Source organism: Deinococcus aquaedulcis (assembly GCF_019693445.1).
In the GTDB taxonomy this organism is placed as follows: Bacteria; Deinococcota; Deinococci; order Deinococcales; family Deinococcaceae; genus Deinococcus; species Deinococcus aquaedulcis.
The window spans coordinates 57174-69336 of sequence record NZ_JAHRBL010000011.1 but is presented as its reverse complement, the minus strand read 5'-3'; the positions used below and the strand labels follow the sequence as shown (position 1 = coordinate 69336).

At 68.5% G+C, this 12163-nt stretch carries 13 protein-coding genes; 8 read left to right on the top strand and 5 right to left on the bottom strand.

Translation table 11 applies throughout. The features are described 5' to 3' along the window. Positions 1–58: 58 nt before the first annotated feature. The 3 genes from KMW22_RS13240 to KMW22_RS13230 are packed head-to-tail and all read left to right on the top strand — an operon-like array spanning position 59 to position 2417. A complete protein-coding gene (locus tag KMW22_RS13240; protein ID WP_407928446.1) occupies positions 59–706 on the top strand; it encodes a nucleotide exchange factor GrpE in 648 nt (215 codons plus the stop codon). A 15-nt stretch (positions 707–721) separates the two neighbouring features. After that, positions 722–1453, top strand: a complete 732-nt coding sequence (locus KMW22_RS13235; RefSeq protein WP_221090516.1) for a VF530 family DNA-binding protein — start codon at positions 722–724, stop codon at positions 1451–1453. A gap of 49 nt (positions 1454–1502) precedes the next feature. Beyond that, on the top strand, positions 1503–2417 hold the full coding sequence (locus KMW22_RS13230; RefSeq protein WP_221090515.1) for a DnaJ C-terminal domain-containing protein: 915 nt from the start codon (positions 1503–1505) through the stop codon (positions 2415–2417). 193 nt (positions 2418–2610) lie between these two features. Here the strand turns inward: KMW22_RS13230 and KMW22_RS13225 are convergent, their stop codons facing one another. The 4 genes from KMW22_RS13225 to fba all read right to left on the bottom strand — a co-directional run bounded on the left by KMW22_RS13225 (position 2611) and on the right by fba (position 7723). Next, entirely contained in the window at positions 2611–3027 is a 417-nt protein-coding gene (locus tag KMW22_RS13225) for a CBS domain-containing protein (RefSeq protein WP_221090514.1), read from the bottom strand. 238 nt (positions 3028–3265) lie between these two features. Beyond that, entirely contained in the window at positions 3266–5809 is a 2544-nt protein-coding gene (locus KMW22_RS13220) for a S8 family peptidase (protein WP_221090513.1), read from the bottom strand. A 102-nt stretch (positions 5810–5911) separates the two neighbouring features. Beyond that, the gene (locus KMW22_RS13215; RefSeq protein ID WP_221090512.1) at positions 5912–6646 is read right to left on the bottom strand and encodes a hypothetical protein; all 735 of its coding nucleotides are present in this window, start codon (positions 6644–6646) and stop codon (positions 5912–5914) included. A gap of 159 nt (positions 6647–6805) precedes the next feature. After that, positions 6806–7723, bottom strand: a complete 918-nt coding sequence (gene fba / locus KMW22_RS13210) for a class II fructose-1,6-bisphosphate aldolase (protein WP_221090511.1) — start codon at positions 7721–7723, stop codon at positions 6806–6808. Positions 7724–7944: 221 nt separating this feature from the next. On the opposite strand from fba, the gene KMW22_RS13205 reads away from it, so the two are divergent. From KMW22_RS13205 to KMW22_RS13185, 5 genes are all read left to right on the top strand, one after another. Further along, the gene (locus KMW22_RS13205) at positions 7945–9159 is read left to right on the top strand and encodes an aminotransferase-like domain-containing protein (RefSeq protein WP_221090510.1); all 1215 of its coding nucleotides are present in this window, start codon (positions 7945–7947) and stop codon (positions 9157–9159) included. Beyond that, positions 9156–9491 carry a nucleoside triphosphate pyrophosphohydrolase family protein gene (locus KMW22_RS13200; RefSeq protein WP_221090509.1) on the top strand — a complete coding sequence of 112 codons (336 nt, stop codon included), beginning with the start codon at positions 9156–9158 and terminating at the stop codon, positions 9489–9491. The genes KMW22_RS13205 and KMW22_RS13200 overlap by 4 nt, the downstream gene beginning before the upstream one ends. A 207-nt stretch (positions 9492–9698) precedes the next feature. Beyond that, a complete protein-coding gene (gene murI, locus KMW22_RS13195; RefSeq protein ID WP_221090508.1) occupies positions 9699–10535 on the top strand; it encodes a glutamate racemase in 837 nt (278 codons plus the stop codon). After that, positions 10532–11281, top strand: a complete 750-nt coding sequence (gene rph / locus KMW22_RS13190) for a ribonuclease PH (RefSeq protein WP_221090507.1) — start codon at positions 10532–10534, stop codon at positions 11279–11281. The genes murI and rph overlap by 4 nt, the downstream gene beginning before the upstream one ends. Before the next feature lie 59 nt (positions 11282–11340). Continuing rightward, positions 11341–11700: a DoxX family protein gene (locus KMW22_RS13185; protein WP_221090506.1), complete on the top strand. Its 360-nt coding sequence runs from the start codon at positions 11341–11343 to the stop codon at positions 11698–11700. Positions 11701–11746: 46 nt separating this feature from the next. Here KMW22_RS13185 and KMW22_RS13180 read toward each other — a convergent pair whose 3' ends face one another. Beyond that, the gene (locus KMW22_RS13180; RefSeq protein WP_221090505.1) at positions 11747–12160 is read right to left on the bottom strand and encodes a DUF4262 domain-containing protein; all 414 of its coding nucleotides are present in this window, start codon (positions 12158–12160) and stop codon (positions 11747–11749) included. Positions 12161–12163: the final 3 nt, after the last annotated feature.

The following is a 12163-nucleotide window of genomic DNA, read 5'->3' as shown; positions in this document are numbered from 1 at the left end:
GGGAGAGGACGGCCAGCGCGCCGCCTCTCCCCTCTTCCACTCCACTACTCTGGAACCAATGTTCCGAAAGCGAGGCCCCAAGATGACCGACGAACACAAACCCGGCCAGACGCCTGACACCGACACTCAGGGCACCGAGACCGAACTGGACGTGCCCGAAACCGACACCGACAACATGGATGAAGACCAGGACACGGCGTTCCCCGGCCTGGACGGCATGGACGAAGGCATGCTGGGCCAGGTCAAGGAAATGATGGACAAGCTCCAGCGCGCCGATGAGCTGGAAAAGGAGAACGCCGAGCTGAAAAACCGGCTCGCCCGCCTCGCCGCCGACTTCGAAAGCTACCGCCGCCGCACCCAGGACGACGTGCAGGCCGCCCAGGGGCAGGGCGTCAGCAAGGCCGCCGAGGCCCTGATGCCCATTTACGACGACCTGGACCGCGCCGTGAGCATGGGCGCCGCCGACCCCGCCAAGCTGATTCCCGGTATGCAGGCCGTGCAGGGCAAGGTGCTGGGCGTGTTCTCGGGGCTGGGCCTGGAAGCCACCGGCAAGGAAGGCGAGGCCTTTGACCCCCAGTGGCACGAGGCGCTGCAGGTGGTGGACGGCGAGCAGGACGACGTCGTGGTGCAGGTGTACCAGGTGGGCTTCCGTATGGGGGACCGGCTGGTGCGCCCGGCCCGCGTGGTCGTGAGCAAAAAAGCGTGATGGGGAGGACCGTTGATGGGTGATGGAGAAAAGCAGGAGCGTCAGCCATCAGCGGCCCGCGACCCCTTGCATGGCGTGACGCTAGAGCGGCTGGTGACGCACCTGCACGGAGAATACGGCTGGGAGGAACTGGCGCGGCGCATTCCTGTCAAGTGCTTCCAGGCCAACCCCAGCGTGGGCAGCAGCCTGAAGTTTCTGCGCAAGGTGGGCTGGGCACGCGAGCAGGTGGAGGGCGAGTACCTGAAGCTGGTGCGGCGCGAAGACGCCAATCCGCTGATTGCGGCGCTGAAGGCCGGCACCCTGAGCGCCGACCTGCCCGCGCCCAGCCAGACCCGGGCGCACGAGGCCCTGGCCTGGGCGCTGCGCCACGGCGCCGCCGAGACCGATCTGCGCACCCTGCTGGCCTTTGTGCACGACGTGAACTTCTGGCCCGAGCGCGAGCGGCTGCCGCTGCTGAACCTCGCCATTGACCGGGACGCGCCGCCCGCTTTTGTCCGCGAGCTGCTGAAAAAGGGCGCCGACGCCAACGACCCCCGCTACTGGCCGCCGCTGCTGCACACCGTAGATGTGGAAGGACTGGCCTACCAGACCGGCCGCCGCGCCCCCCGCACCGATGTGCTGGACCTGCTGCTCTCGCACGGCGCCCACCCGGATGCCAGCGACAAGCGCGGCCATACCGCCCTGGACATCGCCAGTGCATATGGCCTGAAAGCTGTGCTGAACAAGCTGGGCCCGGCTGATCTCTAGACCCTTCGACCCTCTGACCCCTAGACCCACCGACTGAAAGGAGGTGTTCATGGCCTACAAGGATTACTACGACGTGCTGGGCGTGTCGCGCGGCGCGTCTGACGCGGACATTAAAAGTGCCTACCGCAAGCTGGCCAAGCAGTACCACCCCGACAAGAACGCCGGGGACGAGAAAGCCGCCGAACGGTTCAAGGAGATTGGCGAGGCCTACGCGGTGCTCTCGGACCCGGAAAAGCGCAAGGTGTACGATCAGTTCGGGCACACCGGGCAGGTGCCCCCCGGCTACGCGGGGCCCGGCGCAGGCGGCTTTCAGGGCGGGGACTTCTCGGGGTTTGACCCGGGGCAGTTCAGCGACTTTTTTCAGGGGCTGTTCGGCCAAGCCGGGCGGCGTGGGGGCGGCCCGGGGCCCGGCTTCCAGGGCGCGCAGGTGAACCTGGAAGACCTGCTGGGGGGCTTAGGGGGCGCCGGGCAGGGGCGGCGCTTTGTGCAGAACGTAGAAGGCGAGCTGCAGGTCACGCTGGAAGAAGCCTTTCAGGGCTCGGACGAGGTGATCAACGTGGACGGCAAGCGCCTGTCGCTGCGCGTGCCCGCCGGCACCCGCGACGGCGCCCGGCTGCGGCTGGCGGGCCAGGGCCCCGGCGGCGGCGACGTGCTGCTGACCATCCGCGTGCTGGAAGACGCCCGCTTTGACCTGGACGGCGACCACCTGACCACCAGCGTCGACGTGCCTGCTCCGGTGGCGGCCCTGGGCGGCGACGTGACGGTGCAGACGCTCTCTGGCAAGGGGAACCTCAGCATTCCCCCGGGCAGCAGTGGCGGGCGCCGCATGCGCCTGCGCGGCCAGGGCTGGCCCCGCAAGGACGGCACACGCGGCGACCTGTACGTGAAACTGAACGTGACCGTGCCCTCGCAGCTGACCGAGGAGCAAAAAGAGCTGTACCGCAAGCTGCGCGACCTGGGCTAAGCCGGTACGCAGGGCGAGGAGTAAGCGGACTCGCAGAGTGATGAACGGACAGGGCTACGGCAATTGAGAAGCATCCCTGCGCTCTTCCCACTCTGCTCTGTCATCGGACGAGTCCTGTAGAAGCGGGCGCCCCTTCACCCACAAGCAGGCCACCTCTCCTGAATAACGGGAGAGGTGGCCTGCTTGTTTGGGTTCAGATCGTGGGCTGGCTGATGCCCTGCAGCGCCTGCTCGTCCGCGCCGCCAGAAGTGCGGGTGGCGAGGTCGCCGAGGCTCACGATGCCCACCACCTGACCGTTTTCAGTCACCGGCAGGCGGCGCACCTGGCGCTGGGCCATCTGGCGGGCGGCGTCCTGCACATCGGTGTCCGACTCCAGGGTAAACACGCCCCCGGTGGCGTAGTCGCTGGCCACGCTGCCCAGGTCGTGCCCGTAGGCCACGGCGCGCACCACGATGTCGCGGTCAGTGATGATCCCCTGCAGGGTCTCGCCGTCCATGATCAGCACGTTGCCAATGTCCTGTTCGCGCATCAGGGTGGCGACTTCCTTCAGGGTGGCGCGGGGGTCGGTGGTGGTGAGGTCGCGGGTCATGATGTCTTTGAGGGTCGGCATGGTTTGAAGGTAAAAGCTGCCCCACAGCGCCGCATGGGAAAACCAGAAAGGCCAGCCGCACAAACTCCACAGCCAGCCTTGAGGGAAGGAAGAGGGGAACCGCCCAAGCCAGGCTCAACCGCTGGACCCCAGAGCCCCTCACCGCCACCCGTGCTGCCGAGCACCTTGTTGATGCACGCCAAAGCCGCCCCAGGGATATCCCGGGGCGGCTCCAGTTTCTGCGTTCAGACCACCGCTTTTACTTCATCAGCCAGTCGAAGGCGGTCTTCATCAGGATGTTGCGGCTGTTGGGGGTCAGGCCCTCCAGCCCGAAGCCCATGGTCACGGTGCGGTACTTGCCCGCGTCGTTCGCCACGATGGCCCCGGCGTTTTCACCGGCGTTCTGTGCACTCACGCGCGGCTGGTTGCGGGTCTGGGCCTGGGTGTTGCCGCCCAGAATCTGGTTCAGAATGCCACCGATCAGGTTGGCCGCGATCTGCTCCACCAGCCCGCGCGGGTCCTGCACCTTCTGGGCCGCGCGGTTGCGGTTGGGGTCCACGCGGATGCTCTGGGCGGTAATCGTGCCGGCCGTGGCGTTGGCCGTACCCCACGAGGCCACCACGCTGCTGCTGCCCTGGTCAGCGATCACGTCGGGGTAGTACTGGTTCTTGGCGCTGCTGTCCGCATTCAGGGTAAAGGCGGTGTTGCCAAACGCCCCGCGCGTCACGAACTTGGCCTGCCCGCTGCTGTCGGCCACAAAGCGCGTCTTCAGCACGCCCGTGTAGAAGGCGCTGGTGCCAATGTCGTAGCCGATGTCCTGGCCGGTGATCAGCAGGTTGCCGCCGCCCTCCACGTACTGGCGCAGCACGTTCTGATCGGCCGCCGTGATGGTGTTCTGGTACTGCTCACCCGTGGCCCACACCACGATATCGGCGCGCTTCAGTTCGCTCAGCGGCACTTGCCCCTGGCTCTGGGTGTTCCACACGAAGGCCCCGCCGCTCACGGCATTGGCCTTGATGGCCTCGCGCAGCGCGTTCGTCACGTCGGCGCCCTGGCCCATGTCGTCGTCCACCAGCAGCACGCGCGGCTTCTTGCTGCTGCTGGGCGGGGTGGGGGTTGGGGCGGGCGGCGTGGGGGCCGGGCCCGCACCGGGGCGGTCCTTGATAAAGCAGCCCTTGCGCTGGCCGGGCGCGGGGTCGCGGCCCCACTCGGCCACGGTGCAGTTAAAGCCGTCGGTGCCCACGCCGGTCAGGTACTTGCCGGCCGTACCGAAAGCGGCGTCCTTCTGCCCGCTGAAGTCGCACTTGCTGCCCTCAATGGCGCATAGGGTGTAACCAGCCGGACCCGTGGGCGGCGTGGGGGTGGGCGCTGGGGGCGTCGGCGCGGGCGGGGTCGGGGCCGGAGGCGTGGGTGCAGGGGGTGTGGGGGTGGGCGCCGGGGGGGTGGGTGCTGGAGGCGTCGGGGCCGGCGCAGGCGTACCTGCGCCCACGCCCAGCTTGCCCAGGGCGCCGGGCACGCTGATCAGGCCGTACCCCACGTTGTTGTTCTTGCTGCCCGCGTTGCTGGCACTGGTATACAGGGCGTTTTTAATGGCGTCCACGCCCGTGCCAGGCTTGGCCGAGAGCATCAGGGCCACAGCGCCCGCCGCGATGGGGCTGGCCTGCGAGGAGCCGCTGAGCGCGCCGTACTGCCCGTTGGGGAAGGCGCTGGTGATTTCCACGCCGGGCGCGGCGATGTCCGGCTTCACGAACACGCCCTTGATGGTGCTGGTCCAGTTCACCGGACCACGGCTGCTGAAGCTCGCCACCTGCCCGTTCTTGTCCACGGCGCCCACGCCAATCACGTCGGGGATGTTGCCGGGGCTGCCGGTGCTGGCCGGGGACGGGCCAAAGTTGCCGATGGCGAAGACCGGCACCACGCCCGCCTGCAGCATGTTCTGCACCGGCACGATGAATTCATCAAAGGTGCCGGGAATGCCCAGGCTCATGTTCACCACGTCGGCGCCGTCATCGGTGTTGGCGTTGTTGTCAGGGTCCAGCACGTACTGCATCCCGGCAATCACCTGGGCGAAGGTGCCCTCGTTGTTCGGCAGCACCAGCGCGCTGATCACCTTGGCACTGGGGGCCACGCCCACCGTGTCACCCACCAGCAGGCCCGCCGTGTGGGTGCCGTGGTTGGTGGTGTCGCGGGTGGCCGCGCCCTGCACGCGGTCCCCGGCGGCGTTGAATTCGGCAAAGGCGGCCACCTTGCCGTTCAGCTGGGGGTGGCCTGCGTCAATCCCGCTGTCCAGGTGGCCAATTTTCACGTTCTGGCCCTTGAAACCGGCGGCCCAGGCCTGCGGCGCGCCAATCTTGGCGAGGTGCCACGCCTCGCCCGGCGCGGCGGCAGCGGCGCTCAGGGCCACGGCGCGCTGCGGTTTGGGAATCTGCACCTTGAAGTTCTCGAACACGTCCGACACGAAGGGCAGCAGCGCCAGCGCGCGGGCCTGCACCGGGGTCATGGGCAGGTAGATGCTCTGGTCCAGCCACAGCTGCGTGGCCCGGCCCGAGCTGATGGCCTGGTTGATAAAGCCAGCGGCCGGGCCCAGCTGCGCCAGACGGGTATTGAGTTGGCTGCGCAGGTTCTTGAACTGCGCCCGACCACGCTCGTCGTTGGCGAACTGAAAGCGCACGATCACGCCCACGGGCGTCTGGTCGCCCTGCTGCGCGCGCTGCAGCAGGGTGGGCGACAGGCGGCCGGCGTGGGCCTGAGACAGGCCCCCCAGGGTCAGGGCCGCGCCCAGCATCAGCAGATTCCTCTTCATGTCGCCCAGGGTAGGGGGCGGGCCGTGACGTGCCCTGAAGAGAAGGTGAGGAGACCTTGACCTGCGGTCAGCCGGGCATCAGGGCCGCCCCGGGCCTCGCCCTCAGGGGCGGGTGTAGTCCACGATCAACTCGGCGCGGTCCCCCACCTTGTTGTCCATCATGCTGATGCGGTTGTAGGCCAGCACGATGCGCCCGCTGCTGAGTTGCAGCAGGCTCAGGGTGCCGTTCAAGCCCCGGCCCTGGGCGACGTTGGTGCCAAACACCCGCCACTGAAAGCCAGCCCTGACCTCCAGGCCCCGGCTAGGGTCGGTGTTGGGCGGCACGGGCACGGGGCGGGCGCCAAAGCCCTCCGGGGAGCGCATCTCGCCAGTTTTCAGGTCAATGCTGACCCCGCGCAGCACGCCGTTCATGGAAGGGCCGTCGCCAAAGGTCACGCGGGTGGCGTCGCGCGTGACTGCGAGCCGGAAGCTCTTGCCCGTGGAGGCCAGGGTTTCCTGGAACACCACGTACTTCTTGAATTCCTCGCGCGAGATGTTCAGGCGCTCGTCGTACACAGGCTTGATGCCGCGCGCCGCGCTCACGGCGATCTGGCGCAGCACCGCCGGGTCGCCGCCCGCGCTGGCCACCTGCACCTCCAGCTGCACCGTGGAAATACTGGCGCGCCGCTCCAGCAGGGTTACAGGCTGCGCGGTTTGCGGCAGCAACGCGCTCAGCTTGGTCAGCAGCGCGGGGGACAGCGACGCCGGGCTGGGCGCCGAGGACGCCCCAAAGCCGTGGCCGGCCACCAGCAGGCCAGACACAAGAGCAGTTGCACAGAGGAGCCGGGCCAGCGTCATGCACTGGCGAGCATAGACCCCCAGGGTGAGAATTCACCGCTGCCGGGCGGCAGAAAGATGAATCCCCCATCAGGTGGCCGTCAGGTGGTTGGTAGCCGGGCGCGCCCGCCTCCCTGTCAAGGAAGCGGGCGCGCCCAGGGGGGGTTCAGAAGGTGCGGCTCAGGCCTTGCCTACGCTGCCCAGCACGGTCAGTTTGTGCTCCACGATCTGGCTCATCAGGTCGCGGGCGGGGCCAAAGATCTTGCGGGGGTCGAACTCCTTGGGGTTGGCGTTCAGCGCCTCGCGGATGGCCACGGTGCTGGCCAGACGCAGGTCGGTGTCCACGTTCACCTTGGCGATGCCGTGGCCGGTGGCGCGCTGCAGGTCCTCGTCGGCAATGCCGGCCGCGTCGCCGATCACGCCGCCGCCCGTGCGGAAGCGCTCCACGATCTCGGCGGGCACGCCGCTGGAGCCGTGTGCCACCAGGGGAATGCTGGTCAGCTGCGCAATTTTCTCGATGCGGGCGTGGTCAATGAAGGGCCGGCCCTTGCCCTTGTAGGCGCCGTGGCTGGTGCCGATGGCAATGGCGAGGTAATCGGTGCCGGTCTGCTCGATAAACTGCACGGCTTCCTCAGGATCGGTCAGGAAGGCGTCTTTCTCGTCCACCACGATGTGCTCTTCAATGCCGCCCAGGCGCCCCAGCTCGGACTCCACGCTGATGCCCATGGCGTGCGCGGCTTCCACCACGCGCCGGGTTTCCTTGACGTTTTCCTCGAAGGGGTGGTGCGAGGCGTCAATCATCACGCTGGTAAAGCCCATCTTGATCGCCTTCAGCGCCGACGCATAGGAGGAGCCGTGATCCAGGTGCAGCGCCACCGGCACTGTGGCACGCTGGGCAATATCAATGACGATGTTGGCCAGATCCTGACCACCGTACTTGATGGCGCCTTCGCTCATCTGCACCATCACGGGGCTGCGCAGTTTTTCAGCGGTGTGAATGATCGCCTGCGTGATCTCCATGTTGTTCGTGTTGAACGAGGCCACGCCGTATTTGCCAGCGCGGGCGGGAACCAGAATGTCGTTACCAGTGACGAGCATGTGAGTGCCTCCTTGGGGGCGCGGGGGGGGCGGCCGTGGGGGCCGCCGGAACCGGGCAGAGCGTGCGCGTGTTCAGCAGTGGCCAGGGCGGGCGCAGGCGAGGCCAGCGGCCCCACAGGTCACTGTGAGCGACCCCACTTTACCGGCTCGCGGGGCCGGGTGCCGCCAGGGCGTCCACACGACTGGGCAGGAAGCCGGCCGGGCGGCGTAGCATGGGCCCCATGAGCCGCTCCCCCGCCGCGTTTGATCCGGCCAGCGCCCTGTCGCGCCGGGCCCGCACCATGAACGCCAGCGCCATCCGCGAGATTCTGAAAATCACCCAGCGCCCGGACGTGATCTCGTTCGCGGGCGGCTTGCCGGCGCCCGAGCTGTTTCCCATAGAAGAGGTGCGCGCGGCCACGAACGCGGTGCTGGACCGCGCCGGCGCGGCGGCGCTGCAGTACTCCACCACCGAAGGCCACCCGCCGCTGCGCGAGTGGATTGGTGCGCAGGCGGGCATTCCGGCCGCCAACGTGCAGATCGTGACCGGCAGCCAGCAGGGCCTGGACCTGCTGGGCAAGGTGCTGCTGGACGAAAGCGACGTGGTGCTGGTCGAAGCCCCGACCTACCTGGGCGCGCTGCAGTCTTTTCAGCCTTACCTGCCGCGCTACGTGCAGCTGCCCACCGATGAGGGCGGCATTGACGTGGACGCGCTGGAAGAGGTGCTGAAGACCAGCCGGGCGAAACTGCTGTACGCCGTGCCCAACTTCCAGAACCCCACGGGCCGCACCCTCAGCGCCGAGCGCCGCCAACGGCTCGTCGAACTGACCGCGCAGTACGGCGTGCTGGTCATTGAAGACGATCCCTACGGCCAGCTGCGCTTTTCTGGCGAGCCGGCGCCCAGCCTCTACGAACTGGGCCTGCGCCTGCACGGCGACCCGGACCGCAACCACGTGGTGTATTCCAGCTCGTTTTCCAAAACCCTGGCCCCGGGCCTGCGTGACGCCTGGGTGCAGGCCGCCGCGCCGATCATCGCCAAGCTGATTCAGGCCAAGCAGGGCTCGGACCTGCACACGCCCACGCTAAACCAGATGATCATGGCCGAACTGGTCCACGAGGTGCTGCCCCGCCAGATCGAGCGGGTGCGCCAGGCCTACGGCGAGCGCGCCGGGCTGATGCTGACGGCCATTGGGGAGCACTTTCCAGCCGAGGTGGAGCACACCACCCCGCAGGGCGGCATGTTCCTGTGGCTCACGCTGCCGGCGGGCGTGGACACGGGGGCCCTGCTGCCGCGTGCCGTGGAGCGCAAAGTAGCCTACGTGCCCGGCAGCCCCTTCTACGCGCTGGGCGGCGGCGAGAACACCATGCGCCTGAGTTACTCCAATGCCACGCCCGGGCAGATTGACACCGGCATGCGCGCCCTGGGTGGGCTGCTGCGCGAGGAGCTGGGCGCATGACCCAGGCCACGCCGGGGGTGCTGGCCGAGGTGGGGCGCGAACGCCAGCGCCAGGAGGCCAAGTGGGGCGAGCAGAATCTGGAGCCCGCCGTGTGGCTGATGGTGCTGGGGGAAGAGGTGGGTGAAGCGAACAACGCGGCCCTGGAAGCCCTGATGACCCACTGCGACAAGCAGGCCAGCGTGCGCGGCGCGCGCAGCCTGGACGACTACCGCGCCGAACTGATTCAGGTGGCAGCGGTGGCGGTGTCGGCGGTGGAAAGCCTGGACCGCCAGCGGGCGAGGGCCGAACAGGCGCTGGAGGCCCAGGCGACAGCGGCGCCCAGCCCAGTCTGAGACCGGCAGACTGGGCCACCCCGGACTCCACAGGCGGCGCAGGTGAACTGGCGGGGCCACTGTTTCCCGCGAGCCTTCTCCTCTTTCCCACCAGAGTGGCCCTGAGGTCACGCCCAGGGTCGCTGAGGCGGGGTCGAGCCCCTTGCAAACCCCTGCATGAGCCCTCACCCCTTGGGCGAGAGGGGCGGCCCTTCTACACTGGCAGCCATGACCCCTCCCCCGCCCCTGGGCGTGTTCGATACCGGCGTGGGCGGCCTGAGTGTCCTGGCCGACCTGCGCCGCACGCTGCCCGGCCAGGACATGCTGTATCTGGCCGACACCGCCCACGTGCCCTACGGGGCGCGCCCCGACGACGAGATCCGCGCCCTGACCGAACGCGCCGTGACGGCGCTGCACGCGCAGGGGGTGGGGGCCGTGGTGGTGGCGTGCAATACAGCGTCCGCCTTCAGCCTCGCGCACCTGCGCGAACGGTTCGACATGCCCATCATTGGGCTGGTCCCGGCGGTGAAACCCGCCGTGCAGGCCACCCGCAGCGGCGTGGTGGGCGTGCTGGCCACGCCCGGCACCCTGCGCGGCACCCTGCTGGCCGATGTGATCCGCGAGTGGGCCGAGCCGGCGGGCGTGCAGGTGCTCAGGGCAGTGAGCACCGAACTGGTGCCGCTGGTGGAAGCGGGCAAGGCCGACCATGCAGAGACGCGGGCGGTGCTGCGCGACATCCTGGCCCCGGTGGCCCAGGCGGGGGCCGATCAGCTGGTGCTGGGCTGCACCCATTACCCCTTTCTGGCCGCCAGCATCCGCGCAGAATTTGGCGACACCTTCGCCCTGCTGGACAGCGGCGCGGCCGTGGCGCGGCACACCCGCCGCGTGCTGGAGGGCGCCGGGCTGCTTGCCCCCGACACCACGGCCGGTACGGTGCGCTACGCCGTGACGGGCGACCCGGCGCGCTCTGCCCCAGTCTTCGCCGCGCTGCTGGCCGAAACCATGCACAATGGGGAAGAACTTCACCGGGCCCACGCGCCCAGAATCGAGCGCCTGCACACATGACTGCCCCCCAATCCAGCAAGTTTCCCGCCCGCGAGGGCCGCGACCCCCTTACCCCCCGGCCCGTGACCGTCAAGCGCGGCGTGAACCCGCACGCGCCGGGCAGCGCGCACCTGATCATGGGGCGCACCGAAATCCTGGCCACCGTGACCCTGGAAGAAAAGCCTGCGCCGCACATGCGCGGCAAGAAAGAGGGCTGGCTGACGGCGGAATACTCCATGCTGCCGCGCGCCACCACGGACCGGCAGGCCCGAGAGCGCAACCTGCAAAACGGGCGCCGCTACGAGATTCAGCGCCTGCTGGGCCGCGCCCTGCGCGCCGGGATGGACCTGCGGTTTTTCCGCAACCAGACGCTGTACGTGGACTGCGACGTGCTGGTGGCTGACGGCGGCACCCGCGTGGCCAGCATTCTGGCCGGCCACGCCGCCCTGCACGACTTCTGCGACCGCCTGATTCAGAAAGGCCAACTCACCGACTGGCCCATTGCGCGCAATGTGGGGGCCATCAGCGTGGGGCTGCTGGGCGACGAGGTGCGCGTGGACCTGGACTACGCCGAGGACAAGGCCGCGCGCGCCGACCTGAACGTGGTCGCCACCGACGCGGGGCTGATCGTGGAGGTGCAGGGCGGCGCCGAGGAAGGCGCCCTGACGCACGAGGAATATGTGCGCCTGCTGTCCACCGGCACCGCCGCCGTGCAGGACGTGATGCGCGAGATCACCCGGCAGCTGGCGGTGATTCAGGGGCTCTGAAGACCGCCCGGGGGCGGGCTGCGCTACACTCCGGGGCAGTTCAAAGGAGGGCAGAAGGCATGAGCGTGACGAGATTCATCGGGCGGGCGCTGCTCGCAAGCATCTTCATCAAGAGCGGCCTGGACCACCTGCAGCACCCCGAACCCATCGTGCGCGCCGCGCGCGGCGCCGAGGTGCCCGAACCCGAACTGGCCGTCAAGGTCAACAGCGGCGTCATGGTGGGGGCGGGCGCCCTGCTGGCCCTGGGGCTGGCCCCCCGCGTCAGCGCCACCGCCCTGGCCGCCAGCCTGATCCCCACCAGCGTCATCGGCCACCCCTTCTGGGACAAGTCCGGCAAGGAGCGCCAGCAGCAGCAGACGCAGTTTCTGAAGAATCTGGCCTTGCTGGGCGCGCTGCTGATGGTCACCAGTCAGGACTGAGTCGCTCGGTCCACCGCGAGCCAGGGGCAGGAGCCTCTGGTTCGTTTCATTGAAGCAGCGGTTGACGGGTCACCGAAACGGGCAGACCGGGGCCGGGGAACTGTCCAGCCCGATTGGGCCAGATGATCTGCAGCGCGGCGAACGGCACCTTCCCCGTAGAGCGCCGGGCCATCCCTAGAAACTCATCATGGTGCCGCGCATTGACCTGCTCAAACCGCACTTCGGTCTGCTCCAACAGTTGCTTTGAATGGGTTCCGGCCGGAAAGCGCTGCCCTTCTCGAATCAGCGCCGCTGCCAGATTCAGGATGGCCTGCATGGTGGGCAGCGGCAGTCCGAAAAGAATCAACTCTGGATGGCGGAACGTCTGCGTCAAGCCGACCGTGTAGGCCAAGGCTGGGCCCTCAGCGTCCTCGGGCACCATGACGACATGCCAGCCACAGGCGCGGACATCGGCCAGCATCCT

Excerpts from the sequence above, each read along its gene's own strand:
- KMW22_RS13240 (WP_407928446.1), top strand. The coding sequence starts at position 59 with ATGTTCCGAAAGCGAGGCCCCAAGATGACCGACGAACACAAACCCGGC.
- KMW22_RS13235 (WP_221090516.1), top strand. The coding sequence starts at position 722 with ATGGGTGATGGAGAAAAGCAGGAGCGTCAGCCATCAGCGGCCCGCGAC.
- KMW22_RS13230 (WP_221090515.1), top strand. The coding sequence starts at position 1,503 with ATGGCCTACAAGGATTACTACGACGTGCTGGGCGTGTCGCGCGGCGCG.
- KMW22_RS13225 (WP_221090514.1), bottom strand. The coding sequence starts at position 3,027 with ATGCCGACCCTCAAAGACATCATGACCCGCGACCTCACCACCACCGAC.
- KMW22_RS13220 (WP_221090513.1), bottom strand. The coding sequence starts at position 5,809 with ATGAAGAGGAATCTGCTGATGCTGGGCGCGGCCCTGACCCTGGGGGGC.
- KMW22_RS13215 (WP_221090512.1), bottom strand. The coding sequence starts at position 6,646 with ATGACGCTGGCCCGGCTCCTCTGTGCAACTGCTCTTGTGTCTGGCCTG.
- fba (WP_221090511.1), bottom strand. The coding sequence starts at position 7,723 with ATGCTCGTCACTGGTAACGACATTCTGGTTCCCGCCCGCGCTGGCAAA.
- KMW22_RS13205 (WP_221090510.1), top strand. The coding sequence starts at position 7,945 with ATGAGCCGCTCCCCCGCCGCGTTTGATCCGGCCAGCGCCCTGTCGCGC.
- KMW22_RS13200 (WP_221090509.1), top strand. The coding sequence starts at position 9,156 with ATGACCCAGGCCACGCCGGGGGTGCTGGCCGAGGTGGGGCGCGAACGC.
- murI (WP_221090508.1), top strand. The coding sequence starts at position 9,699 with ATGACCCCTCCCCCGCCCCTGGGCGTGTTCGATACCGGCGTGGGCGGC.
- rph (WP_221090507.1), top strand. The coding sequence starts at position 10,532 with ATGACTGCCCCCCAATCCAGCAAGTTTCCCGCCCGCGAGGGCCGCGAC.
- KMW22_RS13185 (WP_221090506.1), top strand. The coding sequence starts at position 11,341 with ATGAGCGTGACGAGATTCATCGGGCGGGCGCTGCTCGCAAGCATCTTC.
- KMW22_RS13180 (WP_221090505.1), bottom strand. The coding sequence starts at position 12,160 with ATGCTGGCCGATGTCCGCGCCTGTGGCTGGCATGTCGTCATGGTGCCC.